We start from the raw sequence: 20,066 nt of genomic DNA, 5'->3' as shown, positions 1-20,066 counted from the left end.
GACAACGGCTCGACCATCCGCCACAACACCGTCGTCTACGCCGCCAGCTGCATCTACAACAGCCCCTGCGGCCAGATCGACATCAACCGCAAGACCACCATGCCCGCCGGCACCGGCACCGTCGTGGTGGACAACATCGCGACGGAGATCCTGCTGCAGAGCGGCTCCACGGTTGCCCAGCGGCGCAACAACCTGCTGCGCCGCAACGCCACCAGCAGCGAGCGGACGGGCGTCCCGATCTACGCCGGCGGCGCCGACCCGAGCAGCTACGAGGGCTTCCTGCTCACGGCGCTGAGCCCGGGCAAGCTGTTCGCCTCCGACGGCACGGACGCGGGCATCAGCCCGCGGCCGTAGCCGCCGCTCAGCGGTAGACCGGCAGCTCCTCGCCGGCCGCGGCGCGCTTGCGCCCGCGGCCGGCCACGAGCGTCCAGGCGGGCAGCGTGCGCAGCGAGGCGAAGTCCCGCCGGGTGAGGAACGGACGCTCGAACAGGCGGAAGAACGCGTAACACGCCACCAGGACCACCGGCAGCACGAGCACGAGCAGCACCGCGAAGTGCGCGAGCGGCGAGAGGTCGAGCGGCTCGACGACGTGCTCCTCGGCCAGGGCCAGCAGCGGGCCGTGGATCAGGTAGAGGCTGTAGGAGAAGCTGCCCAGGAACACGGCCGGCCGCGAGCCGAGCGTGCGGTCGCGCACCGGTGAGCGGCTGTCGGAGAGCAGCAGCAGGAGCGCCGCGAAGCCGGTGCCGGCGATGACGTCGACCCAGAACCAGTGGCCGACCATCCACGGCGAGCCCTGGGCGACCGCGAGGGTGACCAGCCCCGCCGCCGACGCGCCGGCCACGCCCGCCAGCGCCCACCGGGGTGGCCGCGGCGCGCGGCCGTGGGCCGTCCACGCCGCGAGGACGCCGAGCGCGAACAGCAGCAGGAACTGCGGGCTGACGTTGTTGATCTTGCTGAGGACCGTGTCCGTTCCGGCCAGCAGGTGCGCGACGAGGACGATCCCGGCCGTCAGCAGCACCACCCGGACCATGCCGAAGCGCAACGCGAGCAGCAGCATCACCGGGAACAGGAAGTAGATCTGCCACTCGATGGCGATCGACCAGAACGTGCCGTTCGGCGCGACGTTCCCGATCACGTCCTGCAGCAGCAACCCGTGCACGACGAACGACTTGGTGGCCGTCCCGGCGCCGGTCGACGGCTCGATCAGGGTGACGAAGAGCAGCATCGACAGCACGAGCGCCGCCCAGTACGCGGGCAGGATGCGCCAGGCACGCCGCCGGATGAACCGGCGCAGGCCGCCGACGAGCTCGCCCCCGTGGCGAAGCGGGGCCAGCGCCAGCGAGTAGCCCGAGACGACGATGAACACGGCGACGGCCAGGTGGCCGTAGAGCAGCCAGCCGAGCCACACCGGGCCGCGATCCTCGGGGAAGAACGGCCAGCTCCCCAGCCACATGTGATGGAGCACCACGAACAGGGCCGCGGCGCCTCGGACGCCGTCGAGCCAGTGGGTGCGTTGGCGCGCGTCGGGCACCACCTCGGCGGTGGCGGCCTCCGGCTCGGCCACGGCGGTCATGTCAGCTCCCCTCGCCGTTGCTCTGGGACGCGGCACGCGCCGTCGGCCCGTAATAGCTGTCGCGCCGCAGGATGCTCGCGAGCGCGCGCACCTGCACGACCGCCTTCCACACCAGGTACCAGGGCGCCGCAAGCAGCGCGAGCCACGTGCGCAGCCCGACGCGGGCCTGGATGAGCCCGGTCAGCAGCGCGACGGCGAGCGCCGCGATCCCGGCGGTGAAGACCCACGCCAGCGTCCAGGCCGAGGCGACGGCGGCGAGGCCCAGGCCGAGCAGCAGGGACAGCGCGGCGAGCGCGAACGGCGGCGTCGCGAGGAACCAGGCCGTGTCCAGCGCGGCCAGATCGCCGCGGCGCAGCGCGCGCGAGAGCAGGCGCGGGACGTACGCGCGGGCGGCAGCCATGCGGCCCGCCTCGTAGCGCACCTTCTGCCCTCCGAACGCGCCCCACGTGTCGGCGCCCTCGGAGCGCAGCCGTGCGCTGTCGACGTGCCGGCAGCGCACGCCGTCCAGCAGCAGGTCGAGCGTGAAGAACAGGTCCTCGGAGGCCGGCGCCCGGAAGCGGTGCTGCAGCGCGATCTCGCGGCGGATGGCCATGCCGGTGCCGCGCAGGCGGACGGACAGCCCGAGCCGGGCGCGGCCGCGCGGGAGTGTGATGCCCTGCAGCGTGAACGCCGCGACCGACGCCTCGGCGGTGAGCGAGCGGCCGCGGCTGCTCTCGCTGCGCGCCTGGATCGCGGTGGCGCCGTCGAGCAGCGCGGCCTCGGCGGCCACGAAGAAGCCGGGCTCGATCACCGAGTCGGCGTCGAGCATCAGCACCGCGTCCCACTCGAGCGCGCGGGCGTGCTCGAGCCCCGCCTGGCGGGCCGCGGCCCGCCCCGGCTCCTCGTCCTCGCCGCGCTCGAGCACGAGCGCGCCGTGGGAGCGGGCGATGGACGCCGTCGCGTCCGTGCAGCGGTCGGCGACCACCAGCACGAGGTCGTCCTCGCGCCGGTCGGCGTTGATCGCCTCCAGACCCTTGGCGATGACGAGCTCCTCGTTGTGCGCGGGCACGAGCACGAGGAAGCGGATCCGTCCGCTGGCGGCGGCCCTGGGCTCGCGGTACGCCCACGAGGCGAACGCCAGCAGGCCGAACTGGACCGCCACGGCAAGGCCCGGTAGGCCGAGCACGATGGCGAGTACGGCGATGACGGTCATGATCTCTCGGGTTCCTTGCTCGGTCGAGGAAGTCTCGACCGAACCAACGGCTGGGAACCCTCCGGACTTCCACCGTCGCGGACCGAATGCTCCGGTATCCTGCGGCACGTCGTGGATCTGCTCCGGACATGTTCCACGAGTCGCGTCGTGATCCGGCTGAAGCGGATCGTTCCGGTGCTGATGGTGGTCTGGCTCTCTGCGGGCTGCGGCAACGCGGCCGCCACCGACAAGGACCGCGACAAGCTTCCGGACAGCTGGGAGCGCAAGTACCAGTTCTCGACCACGCAGAAGTCCGACCGGGCCGACAGCGACCGGGACGGGCTGAGCAACCTGCGCGAGTATCGGCTCAAGCTGCATCCGCGTAGGCGCGACACCGACCGCGACGGCCTGCGGGACGGGGACGAGGTCCGTCGGTACAAGACGAACCCGCGCAAGCGCGACACGGACGGAGACGGCCAGCCGGACGGCGACGAGATCCGCGCCGGCAGCGACCCGCGTGTGCGCGACGGCGCCGCTCCGGGCCCGGCGGTCGTCGGCCCGCGCCCGGCCGACGGCGCCGCGGGGACGCCGTCGTCGCAGGCCGCGCCCGCGCCGCCGCGCTGTGACCTGCACGCCGGCCGTGACAACCTCACCGCCCAGCTCGAGGCCGCGCCGACGGACGCGCGGATCTGCCTCGCCGCGGGCGACTACGGCCGGTTCGTGGGTCTGGTCAAGCCCGGGCGGGTCACGCTCGCGCCGGAGCCTGGCGCCACCGTCAGGATCTCGCCGGTGTTCAACGGCGCCGCCAACCTGACGCTGCAGGGCATGCAGATCCCGGGCGCGGAGCTCCGCGGAGCGACCCGCGACATCTCGATCGTCGACTCCACCTTCACCGGCCCCGTCTACATCGACGGACCGGTCGACAGCAACATCGAGCTCGCCTACGACGCGTTCCTGGACATCGATGCCCCGACGCAGACGTCGATCGCCGCGCGGGTGTCCCTGGCGTACGGCGGCGACGCGCACTCGGGCGTGACCATCCGCAACTCGCTGCTGGCCGGCGGGGACGCGGACGGCGTGCAGTCCGGCGTCGGCGTGAACATCCTCGACAACGAGTTCCGCGACATCCTCGAGAAGGGTGGCCCGAACCACACGGACGCCATCCAGCTGACCGGCGCCCCGGGCTCCGTGGTGCGCGGCAACTACATCCACGACACGTCCACCGGCATCGTCGCCTACGGCGGGCTGACGCGGGCGGTGATCGAGCACAACGTGGTCGACCTGGTGGCCAAGGGCCGGCGCCCGTGGGGCATCGAGCTCTACTCCGACAACGGCTCGACCGTGCGCCACAACACCGTCGTGTACGGCCGCGACTGCCTGTTCAACACGACGTGCGGCTCGATCGACCTCAACTCCAAGGCCGGCCTGCCCACGGGCCGCGGGACCGTCGTGGCCGACAACATCGCCACCACCATCACGGTGGGCAACGGCGCGTCCGGCACCCAGGAGCGCAACCTGCTGCGCGAGCGCCGGGGAGCCGGCGCCGGCAACATCGTCGGCGCACCGGTGTTCGAGGGCGGCGACCGCCCGGGCGGCTACCTCGGCTACCGCCTCGCGCCGGGCAGCCCGGGCACCGGCACCGCCGCCGGCGACGCCGACGCCGGCATCGCGCCGGGCCGTTAGCTAGCGGCCGAGCGTCGCCCGGAAGGACCGGATGACGCCGGCGGCGTCGACCGGGCCGTCGGGACCCGCGACGCGCCGCACGCGCAGCACGCCGTCGCCCGTCAGCACGTCCACCGACCCGTCGCCCGGGAACCCGACGGGACGGCCGGGCACACGGCCCTCGTAGACCGGCGCGGGCACCAGCGGCTCGGCCTCCCAGATGGTCAAGGGCTCGCCCTGGTAGGTCGTGCGCGCGCCGAGGTAGGGATGCGTGAGCCCGCGGATCAGCCGGTCGATCTCGATCGTCGGCCGCGACCAGTCGATGTCGCAGTCGTCCGGGGTGCGGGCGCAGAAGAACGTCGCGAGCGTGTGGTCCTGCGGGATCCGGGGCGCCGTGCCGGCCTTCAGGCCGGGCAGGTGCTCGAGCACGAGCTCGACCGTCGCGTCGGTCACGGCCGCGTACAGCTCCGGTGCCGTAGCCCGTGCGCCGAGCGGGATCGCGCGCTGCCCGACGATGTCACCGGCGTCGACCGCCTCGGTCATGTGGAACAGCGTCACCCCGCCCACGTCGTGCCCGAGGATGATCGTCCAGTTGGTCGGCGCGAAGCCGCGGCCGCGTGGCAGCACCGAGTCGTGCGCGGCGACGCAGCCCAGCCGCGCGCTGCGCACGACGCTCATCGGCACCATGGTGCGCCACCCGACCACGATGACGAGGTCCGGGCGGTGCACCTCGAGGATCTCGCGCTCCTCGTCAGGCCCGATCCTCCGCCCCATCCGGCACGGGACCCCGGCCCGCTCGGCCGTCGCCCGCACCTGCTCGTCGAAGCGGTCGGCCTCGTGCTCGTCCTGCTCGAGCCCGTACACGGCGGTCAGCCGCTCCCCGGTGCGCAGGATCGCCTCGAGCACCTGATGCCCGCGGCGCGTGCCGCCGATGAACAGGACGCGCGGGGCGTCCGCCGCGTCGGAGGAGGTGGCGTGCATCGGTTCCTTCGGAGCGTGGTTACGAGTCGATGCGCGCCAGCGCCTTGACGGCGAACGCGCGCGCGGTGCTGCAGGGGGCGCCGACGGTCAGCATACGCCCGTCCGAGAGCGGCACGTGCAGCGCCATCCGGTCCGGTCGCCGGCAGTAGCCCTTGCGCCCGGAGACCGAGACGGCGGGGATGCCCTTGATCTGCGCGCGCGTGCGATCGGCGCCGATCGTGGCGAGGCTCACGGTCAGGAAGCCCTTGCCCGAGCGCGTGCGGTAGATGCACGTCGGACCCTGCGGCGCCTCGGTCGGCTTGGCGACCGGTCCGCCGAGGATGGTCCGCACGGTGGCCGTGGGCACGAGCTCGCACGGCCCGGGACCGGCCGTCTCCGCGACGGCCGGCTGCCCGTCCTCGCGCGGGGGCTCGGACTCGTTGAAGTGCCCCTTCTCGCGCGCCTTCTCGAGGGCCTGCGCGTCAGGCGTGGACGCGGCGATCGGGTTCTTCGGCCCACCCAGCGCGTGCTCGCTCGTCTCGCCGCCGCCGGTGGCGACCGGGGCGTCCCCGCCGCCGCACGCGGTCAGCGCGAGTGCGGCGGCGACGAGCGCGGCCGGCACGCCGTGGCGCAGCCGGACCGTCATGCGCCCGGGGCGAACAGCACGTCCACCGAGTAGTTCGTCGAGTTGTACATCTCGCTCGGGAACACCGACGTGGCGCTGTAGGCGTAGACGCCGTTCGGGCTCGTCGTGCTCGCCAGCGCGTGGAGCGGCGCGTTGTCGACGCCCGCGGTCGCGAAGCCCGAGCCGATGGCCGAGTAGTGGCCGTTCGGGGCCAGGTAGCTGACCACGTAGACCGTTCCGGCCGTGACCGCCACGGGCGTCGGGAACGTCACGGCCTGCCAGCCCGTCGCCGTCTCGTTGGTGAACGGCGCGGACGCCCGGTGCTGGCCGTCGGCCGTCCACAGCGAGCCGATGTGGGTGCCGGTGTTCGCCGCCGACTTGTAGAAGCGCACGCCGGTGACGAAGCCGTCGACCTCGGCGGTGAACTTGACGCCGACGACGATCGAGTCGGTGTCGCCGCTGTCGAGCGAGCCGCCGGGGGTGGCGCCCTCGAACAACGAGGCGCGCGGGGTCACGGCCGCCGTGGCCGCGGACGCGGTGCCCGTGCCGATGGCGTTCGTCGCGCTCACGCGGAACGTGTAGGCGGTGTGGTTGGTGAGCCCGCTGATCCGGGCGCTCGTCGCGGACGCACCGGCGTTCACGGGCGTCTGGGCCGCCGCGCCGATGTACGGCGTGATCGTGTAGCCCGTGATCGCGCTGCCACCGTCGGCCGGCGCCGTCCAGCGGACGATCGCCGCCTTCGAGTCGCCCGTGGCGGTGACGCCGCTCGGCACGGCTGGGGCCGTCGGCGCGGTCGGCGTGACCGCGGACGACGCGGCCGAGACCGGCCCGACGCCGCCGGGGTTGATCGCCTGCACGCGGAACGTGTAGGCGGTACCGGCCGTCAGGCCCGTCATCGTCGTGCTCGTGCTCGGGGCCGTCACCGTCGTCGGCGTCTGGGCGTTCGCGCCGATGTACGGGGTCACCTTGTACTGGGTGACCACGCCGCCGCCGCTCGGCGCCGTCCACGACACGGTGGCCGAGCGCTGGCCGGCCGTGGCCGTGACGCCCGTCACCTGGCCGGGCAGCGTCATCGCGAACAGGACGTCGACGCCGTAGTGCGTGGCGTTGAACGACTGGGTCGGCAACGCGCTGGTGGCGCTGTAGAGGAACAGGCCGTTGGCGCTGACGGAGTTGGCGATCGTCTGCAGCGGGCCGCGGTCCACCGGGAGCGTGAACGCGCCCGCGGTGATGGACGGATGGCCCGTCGGGGTGAAGTACGAGGCGACGTAGGTCGTGCCCGCGGTCACCTGGACCGGCGAGGCGAACGTCACCGACTGCCAGCCCGTGGCGGACTCGTTGGTGAAGGTCGCGTTGCCGATGCGGTCACCCGCGGCGTTCCACAGGCTGCCGGTGTGCGTGCCGGTGTTCGCGGCCGACTTGTAGAACCGGATGCCGGTCACCCAACCGTCGTGCTTGGGCTTGAACTTCACGCCGTACTCGGCCGGCCACGCGTCGCCCGCGTCCACGGTCTGCGGGACGTCGAAGTCGAACAGCGTCGACTGCGGGGTCACCGAGGCCGAAGCGGTCGACTGCGGGCTCGTGCCGACGCCGTTGGTCGCGGTCACGCGGAACGTGTAGGCCGTGCCGTTCGTCAGCCCGTCGATCGTGACCGCCGTGGCCGCGGCCGACACCTGGACCGGCGTCTGCGCGGTCGCGCCGATGTACGGCGTGACGGTCTGACCGGTGATCGCGCTGTCGCCGTCGTGGTCCGAAGGCGTCCAGCTCACGCGCACCGACTGCGTGGCCGGGCGGACGCCCACCCCGGTCGGCGCCGTCGGCACCACCGGCTGGTCGGGCGTGACGCTGCCCGACGCCGCCGAGAGCGGGCCGGTGCCGTTGGCGTTGACGGCCTGCACGCGGAACGTGTAGGTCGTGCCGCTCGTGAGGCCGGTGATCGTCGTGTCCGACGTCGGCCCCGTCACGGTCTTGGCCGTCTGCGGCGTCGAGCCGACGTACGGGATGACCTTGTACGTCTCGACCGGCCCGCCGCTCGCGGGCGGCGTCCAGTCGACGATCACGGACGTGCGACCGGCCGCCTGCGCGGTCACCGCGGTCGGCTGACCGGGCTGCGGCAGCGCGAACATGACGTCCACGCCGTAGTCGGTCGCCGCGTACGACAGCGTCGGGAACGTGCTCGTCGCCGAGTACACGTACAGGCCGTTCGGGCTGGTGGCGTTCGCGATCGACTCCAGCGCCCCGTTCGAGACGACGGAGCTGCGGGCGCCGCTCGTGACCGACGGGTGGCCGGTCGGCGTGAAGTAGGACGCGACGTAGGTCGTGCCGGCGGTGACCGCGATCGGCGACGGGAACGTCACCGACTGCCAGCCCGTGGCCGTCTCGTTGGTGAACGTGGCCGAGGTGATCTTGCTCCCGGCGGCGTTCCAGAGGCTGCCGATGTGCGTGCCGGTGTTCGCGGCCGCCTTGTAGAACCGCACGCCCGTCACCCAGCCGTCGTGCTTGGGCTTGAACTTGATGCCGTACTCGCCCGCCCACGGGTCATCCGCGTCGATGATCGCCGGCGTGCCGAAGTCGAACAGCGTCGTCTGCGGGGTCACCGACGCCGAAGCGGCCGACTGCGGACCCGTGCCGACGCCGTTGGTCGCGCTCACCCGGAACGTGTAGGCCGTGCCGTTCGTGAGGTCGTTCACCGTCAAGCTGGTCGCGCTCGGGCCGACCTCGATCGGGGTCTGCGCCACCGCGCCCACGTAGGGCGTCACCGTCTGGCCGGTGATCGGGCTGTCGCCGTCCCCCGTGGCGAGCGCCCAGCTGAGCTGGGCCGAGCCCGTCGCCGGACGGGCGACGACGTTGGTCGGCGCCGATGGCGGGACGGGCACCGACGGGGTGACCGCGTTGGACGGGTCGGACGCCGGGCCGGCGCCGTTGGCGTTGACCGCCTGCACGCGGAACGTGTAGGTGGTGCCGGTGGTCAGCCCGGTCACGGTCGTGGAGGTCGCCGACGCCGGGACCGTCTTGGGCGTCTGCGCGTTCGCGCCCACGTACGGCGTCACGCGGTAGGACTCGACGGGACCGTCACCGGTCGGCGCCGTCCACTGCACCGTCGCCGAGGTGCGGCCGGACTCGTCGGCGCTGACGTCCGTCACCTGGCCCGGACGCGGCAGCGCGAACAGCACGTCCACGCCGTAGCTCGTCCCGTTGAACGACTGCGTCGGCGCGGTGCTCGAGCTCGTGTACAGGTACAGCCCGTTCGCGCTCTCGCTGGTGGCGATGCCCTCGAGCGGCCCGTTCTCGAGCGCCGAGGCGAAGGCCCCGGAGGTCACCGACGGGTGCCCGCTGGGCGTGAAGTAGGAGGCGATGTAGGTCGTGCCGGCGGTCACGTCGATCGGCGTCGCGAACGTCACGGACTGCCACCCGGAGGCGGTCTCGTTCGTGAACGTCGCCGACGACAGCTTCGTGCCGTCGAGCTGCCACAGCGAGCCGATGTGCGTGCCCGTGTTGGCCGCCGACTTGTAGAAGCGCACGCCCGTGACCTTGCCGTCGTGCTCGGGCTTGAACTTGACGCCGTACTCGGCCGACCACGGGTCGCCCGCGTCGACGGTCGTCGGCGTGGCGAAGTCGAACAGCGTCGACTGCGGCGTGGCCGGTGCGGACGCGGCGGACTGCGGGCTCGCGCCGACGGCGTTGGTCGCACTGACGCGGAACGTGTAGGCGGTGCCGTTGGTGAGGCCGGGGACGGTCACGCTGGTGGCGCTCGGGCCGACCGCGATCGGGGTCTGGGCGACGGCGCCGTCGTACGGGGTCACGGTCTGCCCGGTGATCGCGCTGTCACCGTCGGTCGCCGCGGGCGTCCACGTGACGAGCGCCGACTTGGTCGCGGGCCGGGCGACGACGCCCGAGGGCGACGCCGGCGCCACCGGGACCAGGGGCGTGACCGCGTTCGACGCGGGCGAGGCCAGGCCGGTGCCGTTGTAGTTGACCGCCTGCACGCGGAACGTGTAGGTCGTGCCGGTCGTCAGCCCGGTCACCGTGGCGTGCGAATCGCCGTCGGCGGGCACCGTGATCGGCGCCTGGGCGTTCGCGCCGATGTACGGCGTGATCTTGAACGACGACACCGTGCCGCCGCTCGCGGGCGGGGTCCACGTCAGGTTCGCGGACGTGCGGCCGCCGGAGGTCGCGACGACGTTGGTCACCTGGCCGGGCGCCGGCGTCGGCGTGAAGCTGACGTCCACCCAGTAGTTGGCCGCCGCGTAGCTCTGATCGGGGAAGGTCGGGCCGCCGCTGTAGGCGAAGACGCCGTTGACCTGCGTCGTGCCGGTGGCCTTCAGGGCCTGGAGCGGGGGCGCGCCGTACGTGCCGCCGCCGCTCGGGCCCGGCGAGTTGATCCGCCAGAAGTAGTCGCGCGTGGCCGAGTAGTGGCCGTTGGGCGCGTGGTAGGACGCGATGTAGGTGGTGTTCGGCTGGATCGTGACCGGCGAGGAGAACGTCACGGACTGCCAGCCCGAGGCGCTCTCGGACTGGAAGGTCGCGTTCGCCAGGATCTGGCCGTTGGCGTCCCACAGGCTGCCGACGTGCGTGCCGGTGTTCGCGGCGCCCTTGTAGAAGCGGATGCCGGAGACCGTGCCGAGCACGCTCGCGCGGAACTTGACGCCGACCTCGATCGGAGCGGCGTCGCCGGAGTCCACCGACGTGGCGGCGGGCGTGACGTTGGTGCCCCACATCGAGCACGGGCAGGTGACGGTGACGTTCGTGCCCGCGGTGGCGGCGCCGATGTTGCCGCTGTCGTCGGTGGCGCGCGCCTTGATCGTCGAGGTCGGGCTGCCGTGGGCGACCCAGCGGTACGTCCAGCTCGTCGTGCCCGTCGTCGCCGGGTGCCACGTCGCGCCGCCGTCCGTGGAGACCTCGACGCCGGCGACGGTGCCGCCGCCGGAGTCGGTCGCCGTACCCGTGATGGTGACCACGCTGCCGTCGCTGACGGTGCTGGCGACCGAGACGGTCGCGGTCGGAGCGCTGGTGTCCGTGGTCTTGGTCGCGGCCGACAGCGTCGGGATGCGCGTCGTCGCCTGCGCGTCCATGTCGGCGAAGATGTTCACGGTCGCCTGCTGCATGTTGCGGTCCGGATTCGCGCCCGTGCCGTTCCACTCGCTCAGGCCCCAGGCCCACTGGACGGTGCCCGAGCCCCAGACCCGCGCGCCGCTCGCGGTCTTGTACATCGTCATGTTGTGCGTCGCGGTCTGGCCGAACTTCGTCGTGCTGCCGAAGTCGGTGAAGACCTCGACGTTCGGGACGGTCGTGGCCGAGAAGCGGAACGCGCCCGCGGGCCGGAAGCCGTTGTCGGGGTCCTCGTCCCACTCGTAGCCGAGCGTGTCGTCGCCGAGCGTGACGCTCTGGGTGGACTGCGTCAGGTTGGCCACGTCGGTGTTGCGCCACTGCCGCAGGTTGCGGAACGCGTACGGGACCGTGATCTCCGACGTGCCGGAGTTGACGATGAAGGACTGGCCGGTGAGCGCGTTCTCGGGCGTCACGCCCGCGCCCGCGAGCGTGTACCGCGGGTCGCGCCAGGTGCCGGTCCACGAGACCGGGTCGACCTGCGCGGGGAAGTGCGTGTCCTTGTAGGAGACCAGCGTGCGCGCGGGGGTGTTGCTGCCGTCGGCGCTCGGCTCGTAGCGCGTCTTCCAGAAGCCCTCGTTGCCGGTGAGGAACGCCATGTTCACGCCGGCGTCGCGCGCCTGCTCCATGTTGGTCCGCTGCGTCGCGGACCAGTACTCGTCGTGGCCGCTGGAGATGAACAGGCGGTGGTCGAGCAGCTCGTTGCCGCGGACCTCGGTGTCGACGCCGCTGATGTAGCTGGCGTCGTAGCCGTTCTGCTCGAGGAAGCGGATCAGCGAGTACTCGGCGCCGGTGAACAGCGCTGACTGGTCCTCGGTGATCAGCGGCCGGTTGTAGGAGACCTTGTACGCGGCCTTGTACGAGAGCGGCGTGCCGTCCGGGCACTCGACGGAGCAGGTGTAGAGGCTGTTGCCGCCGTACGTGTTGTACGCCTGCCACGTGGCGTCCGAGGTCTGCACGACCACGGCCGACGACCGCGCGTCGTCGCGCACGACGAAGATGATCCGGCTGCCGCGGCCCTCGGCGTCCACGAGATGGGCGATGTAGACGCCCGAGACGGCGTCGGTGGGCACCTGCCAGGAAGCGGTGACGGCCCAGTTGCCGCAGTCGATCAGGCCGGTGTTGGCCTGCGCGGTGCCCGTCCCGAAGGTCTTGCACGACGGCTGCGTGGTCGCCGTGGCGTTGTGCGGCAGGTTCTCGCGCATCATGCGCGCGCCGTCACCGTCGTAGTAGCCCAGCCGCAGGACGTCGATCGTGTAGCTCGCGAGCTCCGACTTGATCTTGAAGTCGATCGTCTGGCCCTTGTTGACGCTCATCTGCGTCGCGAAGCCCTGGATCGCCTCCGACTCGCGGGCGTTGTACCAGTTCTCCTGCGGCGTGCCCTGGAGCGCGTTCTCGCACGCGACGGGGTTGGCGCAGGCCGCGAGGGCGTCGGTGGTGGAGTACGCAGCGAGCAGCACCACGGCGGCGGCGACGGCCACGAGGCACCGGGTAAGCGTCGACGTCACAAGGCCGCGGGAGGCTTCCATGGGGAAGCAACGTGTCGGAAGACCGACAACTCGCGCGGCGACGATGGAGAAACGGGCCGTTTTTCGTTCTGATGCGACCGCGGTCAGCGGAGGATGACCTCGGCCCCGTCGCCGACCGACATGCGCATCGCCCCGGGCAGCTCGAACGCCCGGACGACCCGCGCGCCGCGGCCGATCACGCTCGACTCCAGGCGCGCCCCGACGAAGCGCAGCTCGGCCTCCGGCAGGACGATCGAGTACTCGATCTCCGTGCCCTCCATCACGACGCCCGCGCCGATCGACGTGTATGGGCCGATGTACGCGTCGCTGATCACGGCGCCGGGCCCGATCACCAGCGGCCCGCGCAGGAGCGAGCGCTCGACGCGCGCGGTCGGATGGACCTGGACGGTGCCCTGGATCGTGGTCGCGTCGAGCGAGCCGGGCTCGACGGAGGACTCGAGGTCCTCGAGCACGCGGCGGTTGCTCTCCAGCAGGTCCTGGAGGCCGCCGTGCGAGGGCAGGCAGGCGTCGACGCGCTGCTCGCGGACGCGGCCGCCCTGCTCGCGCACGCCCGCGAGCGGGTTCACGGCCCCGGCGGCGTCGCGCAGGATCGAGACGGCGCGGGCGCTCAGCAGGTAGCCCAGGTCCGACGGCGACGCCGAGCCCGCGCCGTACAGCGCAAGCGCGTCGAGCTGCTCGCGGGCGAAGGCCGAGATGTGCGGATGCATGCGCTCACGGACCAACGAGCCGCCGTGCTGCACCAGCACGGGCTCGCCGAAGCCGTCCTCGTGCCCCACGCGGAGCGCGCCGGCCAGCCCGTCGGCGGGCGTCCACTCGAGGTGGCGGACGCGCATGCCCCAGCGCTGCCCGTCACCGACCGCGGAGCGGATCGGCACGCTGGCCGAGGAGTCGGAGAGGATCACGGTCTCCAGCACGCCGGCGGCGCTCAGCGACTCCAGGTGCCGGAAGAGGATCGGCCGGTTGCCGACCGGGAAGAGCGCCTTCGGGGTCGGCGCACTCGGCCAGGGAACGTGCTCCCCCGCCCCACCGACCATCAGCAGCGCCTTCGCGATCTCCATGTACCGAGTAACGAGGACAAACCACCAGTACTCACGTCGGGACCTGACCGGTTACGTATGAATTTCGGACGAGACGCCCGTGACGGGCCCGGCGCGCAAGTTCCCTGACGCGCGCAGCGTTGATGGCTGGATGTCATCCGTCACGCGCACGCATCGCACCCGCGCCGTCCGCGGCCTCGAGCCCGGAGACCGGCCCAGCGTGACGGTGGTGATCCCGTGCTTCAACTACGCCCGCTACCTCCCGGACTCCGTGGGCAGCGCGCTCGCCCAGGACGGCGTCGACGTGGACGTCGTCGTCGTCGACGACTGCTCGACCGACGACAGCGTGACCGTCGCGCGTGGCCTCGCCGCGCGCGATCCGCGGGTGACCGTGCTCGTGCACGAGGTCAACCAAGGCCCCGTCGCGACGTTCAACGACGGCCTCGAGCGGATGACGGGCGAGTTCGTGGTCCGGCTCGACGCCGACGACCTGCTGACGCCGGGGTCGCTCGCCCGCGCCACGGCGCTCGCGCGCGCCTACCCGAGCGTCGGCCTCGTCTACGGGCACCCAATCCACTTCGAAGGCGAACCGCCGGCCCACCGCTCGCACGTGCGCTCGTGGACGGTCTGGCCCGGCCGCCAGTGGCTCGGTGACCGCTGCCGCGACGGCTACAACGTCATCACCTCGCCCGAGGTGGTGATGCGCTCCTCGATCGTCGCGCGCGTCGGCGGCCAGATGCCGATCGCGCACACGCACGACATGGAGATGTGGCTGCGGATCGCGGCGTTCTCGGACGTGGCCCGCGTCGACGGCGCCGACCAGGCGTGGCACCGCGAGCACTCGAGCAGCCTCTCGGCCCGCAAGGTGGACCTGCTGAAGGACCTGTCCGAGCGGCGCGAGGCGTTCGACGTGCTGCTCGCCGGTCCGGCCGGCTCGATCCCCGAGGCCCAGACCCTGCGCCGGCTCTCGAGCCGCGCGATCGCGCGCGACACGCTGCGCACGGCGTGCCACATGGTGGACCGGGGCCGCGCCTCGGAGGAATCGGTCGAGGATCTCGCCGCGTTCGCGGTCGAAGTCGACCCGGGAGCCGCGAGCCTGCCGGAGTGGCGTCAGCTGCAGCGCCGGCGCGCCAGCGCGTCGCGCGGGCCGCTCACGCGCCCGTTGGCCGCGGCCGCCGCGCTGCGCCGTCGCCTGCGCTGGGAGCTGCGCTACCGGCGCTGGCAGCGGACGGGCGTCTACGACCGCAGCCGCGGCCAGCTCGCGCGCTGAGGATCAGGCGGGCGGCGCGAACGCCGCCACCAGGTCCTGGCGCTCGGCCTCGGCCGAGTAGCGCTCGCGCACGAACCGCACGCCCGCTTCGGCGTGGGCGCGCGCGGCCGCGGGGTCGGACTCGGTCTCGACCATCAGCGCCTCCAGCGCGCGGGCGAGCGCGAGCACGTCGCCGTTCTCGACGCTGCGGGCGAACGGCGGCTGGAAGAACTCGCGGCCGGCGAACCCGTCGAAGCCGACGACGAGGCACCCGCACGCGATCGCCTCGCAGGGCGGGAGCCCGAAGCCCTCGCGCTCGCTGAGGCTCAGGAAGATGCGGCAGGTGCGCAGGAGCTCGGCGACCTCGGTCTCCGACCGGCCCTCGATCGGGACGACCTCCCACCCCTGCAGGGCACCGCGCAGGCGCAGCAGCTCCAGCACCTGCCGAGCCTCCTCCCCACGCCGGCGCGGCATGTAGGCGATCCGGCGCGGACGGGCCTCGGCCCCGGGGTGATGGAGCGCCTCGTCGATGCTGTGGCGGACGCGCGCGATCGGCACGTCCGGGAACGCGTGGGACAGCACCTCGGCGTTCTCGTCCGAGACGACCGCGACCAGGCCCAGATCCGGGTTGCCGACGTACGCCGCGGCCGCGGCCGGCCCGGCGGCGGCCAACGCGTCCAGCGTCAGGTACGCGTTCTGGTTGTAGATGACCTGCCGGATCCCGCGCGGAAGCCGGCGGATCGACGGCCAGTAGATCTCCGGGACGACGATGACGTCGCGCGGGCCGAGCTCCACGTCGGCAGCCGCGACGATCGTCGTCGCGTGCTCGAACCAGCTGCAGCGGAAGCCGCGCCGCTCGTGCACCACGGCCGCGGGATGGCCCGCGGCGTTGAGGACGTCGACGGCGTGGTACTGCTTGCGGATGCCGCCCGACGGCTTGTTCCAGTCGGGCGTGATCATCCAGACCGTCGGCGTCGCCGGCGCCGTCGCCGCGAGCCGCAGCCGCGGGACGTTCGCCTGCACCACGCCGGAACGCCGGTCGAGCAGCGCCCCGGCGCGGCGCGCCACACGGCGCGCCGCGGAGCGCAGACGCTCGTCCGCGTTCGGGCTCACGCCGCGACGGCTGCGGCCACGTGCGCGGCGAGCCGCTCGATCACGTGGTCCTGCTCCGCGTCCGTCAGGCCGGCGAACAGCGGCAGCATGAGCGTGTTGCGGGTGACGTCCTCGGTGGCGGGGAGCACGGCCTGGGTGTCGGCGTACGCGGCCTCCTCGTGGATCGCCATCACGCCGCGGCGCGTGGGGACGCCGTCCTGCAGCAGCAGGCGCATCAGCGTGTCCCGGTCGGGGGCGCCGTCGACGAGCCGGACGGCGTACGACTGCCAGGTGCGGTCGGCGTAGTCCGGGTCGAACGGCGGCTCGATCGAGGGGATCCCCGCAAGCGCCGCGGTGTAGCGGTCCGCCAGACGACGACGCTCGTCCCGGATGAACTCCAGGTCCTCGAGCTGGCACAGGCCGAGCGTGGCCTGCATGTCGGTCATCCGGTGGTTCCAGCCGCGCTCGGGATAGGACTCGATGATCACGTCCTTGGCGCCGTGGCGGGCCAGGTCCGAGACGTCCATGGCGTGCTGGCGCAGCGTGCGCAGGCGCGCGGCGATGGCCGGGTCGTTGACCGCGATCATCCCGCCCTCGCCGGTCGTGATGACCTTGCGCGGGTGCAGGGAGAAGCACGCCAGCGGGCCCAGCGAGCCGATCCGCCGACCGCGGTACTCGGCGCCGATGGCGCAGGCGGCGTCCTCGACGACCGCGAGCCCGTGGCGTTCCGCGAGCGCGAGGATCGGGTCCATGTCGGCCGGGAGGCCGAGCTGGTGCACCGGCATGATCGCCTTCGTGCGGCTCGTGATCAGCGGCTCGATCGCCTGCGGGTCGATGTTGTAGGTGCGCGGGTCGACGTCGGCGAAGACCGGCGTCGCGCCGTTCTGCCAGACGGAGTTCGCGGTCGCGATGAACGACAGCGAGGGCACGATCACCTCGTCGCCCGGGCCGACCCCGAGAACGTAGAGCGCGAGCTGCAGCGCCGTCGTGCAGTTGGTCGTCGCCACCGCGTCGAGCGCGCCGACGCGCTCCGCGAACGCCGTCTCGAACTCCCGCACGCGCGGACCCTGCGAGACCCAGCCCGTCGCGATCGTCTCGGCCACACGGGCACCCTCGTGCCCGCGCAGGAACGGCTTGCTGAAGGGAACCTGCATCAGGCCCGGACCCGCCCCAGCGTGTTGATCGGCTGCGTCGGGGCGCCGTCCTTCTCGGCCCGCCACCACTCGACGAGACGCGTCAGGCCCTCCTCGAGCTGGACCTCGGCCTCGAAGCCGAGCTCCTCGCGCGCGAGGCTCGTGTCGGCCATGCGGCGGGTGACGCCGTTGACGGCGCGCTCGGGGCCGTGCTCGACCGCGAGGTCGGAGTCCATGACCTTGAGCAGCATCTGGGCCAGCTCGAGCAGGCTCGTCTCGACGCCGGTCGCGACGTTGTAGACGACGTCGTTGCGCTCGGTCTCGGCCGCGAGCATGTTGGCCCGCGCGATGTCGCCCATGTAGATGAAGTCCATCGTCTGGGACCCGTCGCCGAAGATCAGCGGCGGCTTGCCCTCGGTGATGCGCTCCATCCAGCGCACGAGCACCTCGGTGTAGAGGCCGTGGACGTCCATCCGCGGGCCGTACACGTTGAAGTAGCGCAGCGCGACGTAGTTGAGGCCCTTCATCGCGTGGAAGCTGCGCAGCAGGCCCTCGTTGAACACCTTCGCCGCGCCGTAGAGCGTGTCGTTGGCGTACGGGTGGTGGTCCTCGCGCGTCGGGAACTCCGTCGCGAGGCCGTACGCCGAGGCGGACGAGGACGCGACGACGCGCCGGACGTTCTTCTCCGCGGCGGCCTCGATCACGTTGTACGTGCCGTCCACGAGCACCTCGAGCGCGAGCCGCGGCTCCTCGGCGCACTGCGTGATCCGGATCGCGGCGTGATGGAACAGGACGTCGACGCCCTCCATCAGCTCGTGGACGAGGTCCTTGTCGCGGATGTCGCCCTCGACGAGCCGCACCGGGCCGTTGGCGAGCGCCCAGTCGAGGTTCTCCCGGCGGCCGCGGACGAAGTTGTCGAGGACGACGATCTCCTCGGCGCCCGCGATCACGAGCTCATCCGTCACGTTGGAGCCGATGGCGCCGCCGCCACCGGTCACGAGCACCTTGCCGAAGCGGGTCACGAGCGGGTCCCCCGGGTTGTCGAGCTGAGCGAGTCCATCTGGAGTGAGTTCCTTGTCCTTGAAAGGCGTTGCTAAGTCAACGTCGCGAGCCGGCCCGCACTTGCGCGGGTCAACGGCTCCCGAAGGGCGGTTGGGCGGTGCCGCACAAGACGGCGAGGCCGAACGCCTCGGCGCGCACGCGCGGGCGCAGGCCCGGCTTGAACGGCGCCATCGGCACGAGCATCGCGAGGCGAAGCGCGTGGCCGAGCACCAGGCTGGCGTGCATGGCGACCGCCGCGGGCTTCTCGAAGTGCTTGTAGATGAAGCGCCGACGCGAGGTCGCGAGCTGCGCGACCATCTCGGGCCGCTTGTTGTCGCCCTCGTGGTGCGTGATCGTGAGCGTCGGCAGGTGGCGGATGTCCCACCCGCGCGCGGCGATCCGCCGGCACCAGTCCGTCTCCTCGGCGTAGAGGAAGAAGCCGTCGTCCATCAGGCCGACCTCCTCGACCACCTCGGCGCGCACGACCAGGAAGGCGCCGACCAGCCAGTCGACGGAGCGCTCACGCTGGTAGGCGGGGAAGTCGAGGTCGAGCTCCTGCAGGCGGTGCAGCGGACGCAGCCGGGCCGCGCCGAGCGCCTCGCCGAGCGCGCGCGCCGGCGACGGGAAACGCCGGATCGACGGCAGCACCTGCCCGTCGCTGCCCTGCTGGATCACGCTGGCGGCGCCGACGCGCGGGCGCTCGTCCAGGCTGCGCACGAGGTCGGCGAGCGTCCCCACGGCGATCTCCACGTCGGGGTTGAGCAGCAGGACGTACCGGCCGCGCGCGTGGGGCAGCGCGACGTTGTTGCCGGCCGCGAACCCGCGGTTGGACTCACGGAACACGCGGACGTCGGGGAACGCCTGCTCGATCGCGTCGGCGGTCCCGTCCGAGGAGCCGTTGTCGACGACGAACCACTCCGCGGTGATGTCGCCGAGACCGGCCTGCGCCGAGCGCAGCGTCGTCAAGGCCATCTCGCGGCCGTTGTAGGTCACGACGATGATGCTGAGGTCGGGCCGGGTCTCCATGGTCCCTCGATGAACGCTCGACGGACAGGAGAACTTCCGTGGGCGCCGGTGCAAGAAGCGGACGCCCGGGACCGTTGCTCTGGCAGGAATGGCGTTCGGCAAGCGCATCAGGCTCTTGTGGCACATGCGGCTCGGCGTCGTCGCGAGCCTGTTGCTGGCCATCGTCGCCTCGATCTCGAGCGTGCAGAAGATCTCGCTGTCGCCGTTCTCGCTGACGCCGCGCTCGTTCGAGATGGCCACGGCCACCACCCACGTGGTGATCGACACGCCGTCCTCGGTCATGCTCGATCTGCGCCAGGACACGTACAGCATCGAGGGCCTGACGAACCGCGCCGTGCTGCTCGGGAACGTGCTCGCCACCGGGCCGGTGCGGTCCGCGATCGCGCGCCGCGCCAACGTGCCGGTCGAGCGGCTGATGATCGAGCCGCCCCTGACCTCGAAGCTGCCGCAGGGCCGCGCGGACGACGTCAACCGCAAGTCCGCCGGCGACCTCGTCAAGACGACGGACCAGTACCGGCTGAACATCGCCGCCAACCCGACGGTGCCGATCCTCGACATCTACGCGCAGACGCCGACGGCCGACAGCGCCGCGGCCCTGGCGGACGCCGCGGTCGCCGAGCTGCACGCCTACCTCAAGCAGATCGCCGCGTCCCAGAAGACGCCCGAGGCCGACCAGATCCGCCTCGTGGACCTCGGCAAGGCTGAGGGGGCCGTGATCAACCCGGCCATCAAGTGGCAGGTGGCGCTCTTGACGTTCGTGATCACGTTCGGCATCGCCTGCGCCACGCTGATCTTCCTCTCGCGCGTGCGTCAGGGCTGGGCGCAGGCGTCCCGCAGCGAGCGCCTCGCGACGGAGTAGCCG

The 20,066-nt window shown here is 72.4% G+C and carries 13 protein-coding genes and 1 pseudogene; 4 read left to right on the top strand and 10 right to left on the bottom strand.

The window, feature by feature from the left end; all coding sequences use genetic code 11:
- A pseudogene (locus C8N24_RS34110) lies at positions 1-354 on the top strand (right-handed parallel beta-helix repeat-containing protein); the annotation flags it as partial.
- Positions 355-361: 7 nt separating this feature from the next.
- Here the strand turns inward: C8N24_RS34110 and C8N24_RS19735 are convergent.
- Together C8N24_RS19735 and C8N24_RS19730 are read right to left on the bottom strand one after the other, a co-directional pair.
- Positions 362-1,573, bottom strand: a complete 1,212-nt coding sequence (locus C8N24_RS19735; protein WP_121252827.1) for an acyltransferase family protein — start codon at positions 1,571-1,573, stop codon at positions 362-364.
- A 1-nt stretch (position 1,574) separates the two neighbouring features.
- The gene (locus C8N24_RS19730; RefSeq protein WP_170179223.1) at positions 1,575-2,765 is read right to left on the bottom strand and encodes a glycosyltransferase family 2 protein; all 1,191 of its coding nucleotides are present in this window, start codon (positions 2,763-2,765) and stop codon (positions 1,575-1,577) included.
- Positions 2,766-2,912: 147 nt separating this feature from the next.
- Between C8N24_RS19730 and C8N24_RS19725 the strand changes: the two genes are divergently transcribed.
- Positions 2,913-4,427, top strand: a complete 1,515-nt coding sequence (locus C8N24_RS19725) for a right-handed parallel beta-helix repeat-containing protein (RefSeq protein WP_170179222.1) — start codon at positions 2,913-2,915, stop codon at positions 4,425-4,427.
- On the opposite strand, the gene C8N24_RS19720 is transcribed toward C8N24_RS19725, so the two are convergent.
- The 4 genes from C8N24_RS19720 to C8N24_RS19705 form a co-directional block, all read right to left on the bottom strand.
- Positions 4,428-5,387, bottom strand: coding sequence for a methionyl-tRNA formyltransferase (locus C8N24_RS19720; protein WP_121252821.1), 960 nt, complete (start codon positions 5,385-5,387; stop codon positions 4,428-4,430).
- A gap of 19 nt (positions 5,388-5,406) precedes the next feature.
- Positions 5,407-6,012, bottom strand: a complete 606-nt coding sequence (locus C8N24_RS19715; protein WP_121252819.1) for a hypothetical protein — start codon at positions 6,010-6,012, stop codon at positions 5,407-5,409.
- On the bottom strand, positions 6,009-12,578 hold the full coding sequence (locus tag C8N24_RS19710) for a DUF4082 domain-containing protein (protein ID WP_121252817.1): 6,570 nt from the start codon (positions 12,576-12,578) through the stop codon (positions 6,009-6,011). Before C8N24_RS19710 ends, C8N24_RS19715 begins: the two co-directional genes overlap by 4 nt.
- 131 nt (positions 12,579-12,709) lie before the next feature.
- Complete coding sequence (locus C8N24_RS19705; protein WP_121252815.1) at positions 12,710-13,684, bottom strand: sugar phosphate nucleotidyltransferase; 975 nt, start codon at positions 13,682-13,684, stop codon at positions 12,710-12,712.
- Between the two features lie 130 nt (positions 13,685-13,814).
- On the opposite strand from C8N24_RS19705, the gene C8N24_RS19700 reads away from it, so the two are divergent.
- Positions 13,815-14,933 carry a glycosyltransferase family 2 protein gene (locus C8N24_RS19700; protein ID WP_121252813.1) on the top strand — a complete coding sequence of 373 codons (1,119 nt, stop codon included), beginning with the start codon at positions 13,815-13,817 and terminating at the stop codon, positions 14,931-14,933.
- A gap of 3 nt (positions 14,934-14,936) precedes the next feature.
- On the opposite strand, the gene C8N24_RS19695 is transcribed toward C8N24_RS19700, so the two are convergent.
- The 4 genes from C8N24_RS19695 to C8N24_RS19680 all read right to left on the bottom strand — a co-directional run bounded on the left by C8N24_RS19695 (position 14,937) and on the right by C8N24_RS19680 (position 19,204).
- The gene (locus tag C8N24_RS19695; RefSeq protein WP_121252811.1) at positions 14,937-16,025 is read right to left on the bottom strand and encodes a glycosyltransferase; all 1,089 of its coding nucleotides are present in this window, start codon (positions 16,023-16,025) and stop codon (positions 14,937-14,939) included.
- Positions 16,022-17,158, bottom strand: coding sequence for a DegT/DnrJ/EryC1/StrS family aminotransferase (locus tag C8N24_RS19690; RefSeq protein WP_121252809.1), 1,137 nt, complete (start codon positions 17,156-17,158; stop codon positions 16,022-16,024). Before C8N24_RS19690 ends, C8N24_RS19695 begins: the two co-directional genes overlap by 4 nt.
- Positions 17,158-18,159 (bottom strand): NAD-dependent epimerase/dehydratase family protein, encoded by a 1,002-nt coding sequence (locus C8N24_RS19685; RefSeq protein WP_121252807.1) that lies wholly within the window; start codon positions 18,157-18,159, stop codon positions 17,158-17,160. The genes C8N24_RS19690 and C8N24_RS19685 overlap by 1 nt, the downstream gene beginning before the upstream one ends.
- 109 nt (positions 18,160-18,268) lie before the next feature.
- Positions 18,269-19,204, bottom strand: a complete 936-nt coding sequence (locus C8N24_RS19680) for a glycosyltransferase family 2 protein (RefSeq protein WP_170179221.1) — start codon at positions 19,202-19,204, stop codon at positions 18,269-18,271.
- 124 nt (positions 19,205-19,328) lie between these two features.
- Here C8N24_RS19680 and C8N24_RS19675 point away from each other — a divergent pair, with 124 nt between their 5' ends.
- A complete protein-coding gene (locus C8N24_RS19675; RefSeq protein WP_170179220.1) occupies positions 19,329-20,063 on the top strand; it encodes a hypothetical protein in 735 nt (244 codons plus the stop codon).
- The last annotated feature ends 3 nt before the right edge of the window (positions 20,064-20,066 follow it).

Origin of the sequence: Solirubrobacter pauli (assembly GCF_003633755.1) — a bacterium.
In the GTDB taxonomy this organism is placed as follows: domain Bacteria; phylum Actinomycetota; class Thermoleophilia; order Solirubrobacterales; family Solirubrobacteraceae; genus Solirubrobacter; species Solirubrobacter pauli.
Note: the sequence above shows the minus strand (reverse complement) of the source record. Positions and strands in the feature narration are given on the sequence as shown.

Coding starts and splice junctions, on each gene's coding strand:
- C8N24_RS19735 (WP_121252827.1), bottom strand. CDS start 1,573: ATGACCGCCGTGGCCGAGCCGGAGGCCGCCACCGCCGAGGTGGTGCCC.
- C8N24_RS19730 (WP_170179223.1), bottom strand. CDS start 2,765: ATGACCGTCATCGCCGTACTCGCCATCGTGCTCGGCCTACCGGGCCTT.
- C8N24_RS19720 (WP_121252821.1), bottom strand. CDS start 5,387: ATGCACGCCACCTCCTCCGACGCGGCGGACGCCCCGCGCGTCCTGTTC.
- C8N24_RS19715 (WP_121252819.1), bottom strand. CDS start 6,012: ATGACGGTCCGGCTGCGCCACGGCGTGCCGGCCGCGCTCGTCGCCGCC.
- C8N24_RS19705 (WP_121252815.1), bottom strand. CDS start 13,684: ATGGAGATCGCGAAGGCGCTGCTGATGGTCGGTGGGGCGGGGGAGCAC.
- C8N24_RS19700 (WP_121252813.1), top strand. CDS start 13,815: ATGTCATCCGTCACGCGCACGCATCGCACCCGCGCCGTCCGCGGCCTC.
- C8N24_RS19690 (WP_121252809.1), bottom strand. CDS start 17,158: ATGCAGGTTCCCTTCAGCAAGCCGTTCCTGCGCGGGCACGAGGGTGCC.
- C8N24_RS19680 (WP_170179221.1), bottom strand. CDS start 19,204: ATGGAGACCCGGCCCGACCTCAGCATCATCGTCGTGACCTACAACGGC.
- C8N24_RS19675 (WP_170179220.1), top strand. CDS start 19,329: ATGCGGCTCGGCGTCGTCGCGAGCCTGTTGCTGGCCATCGTCGCCTCG.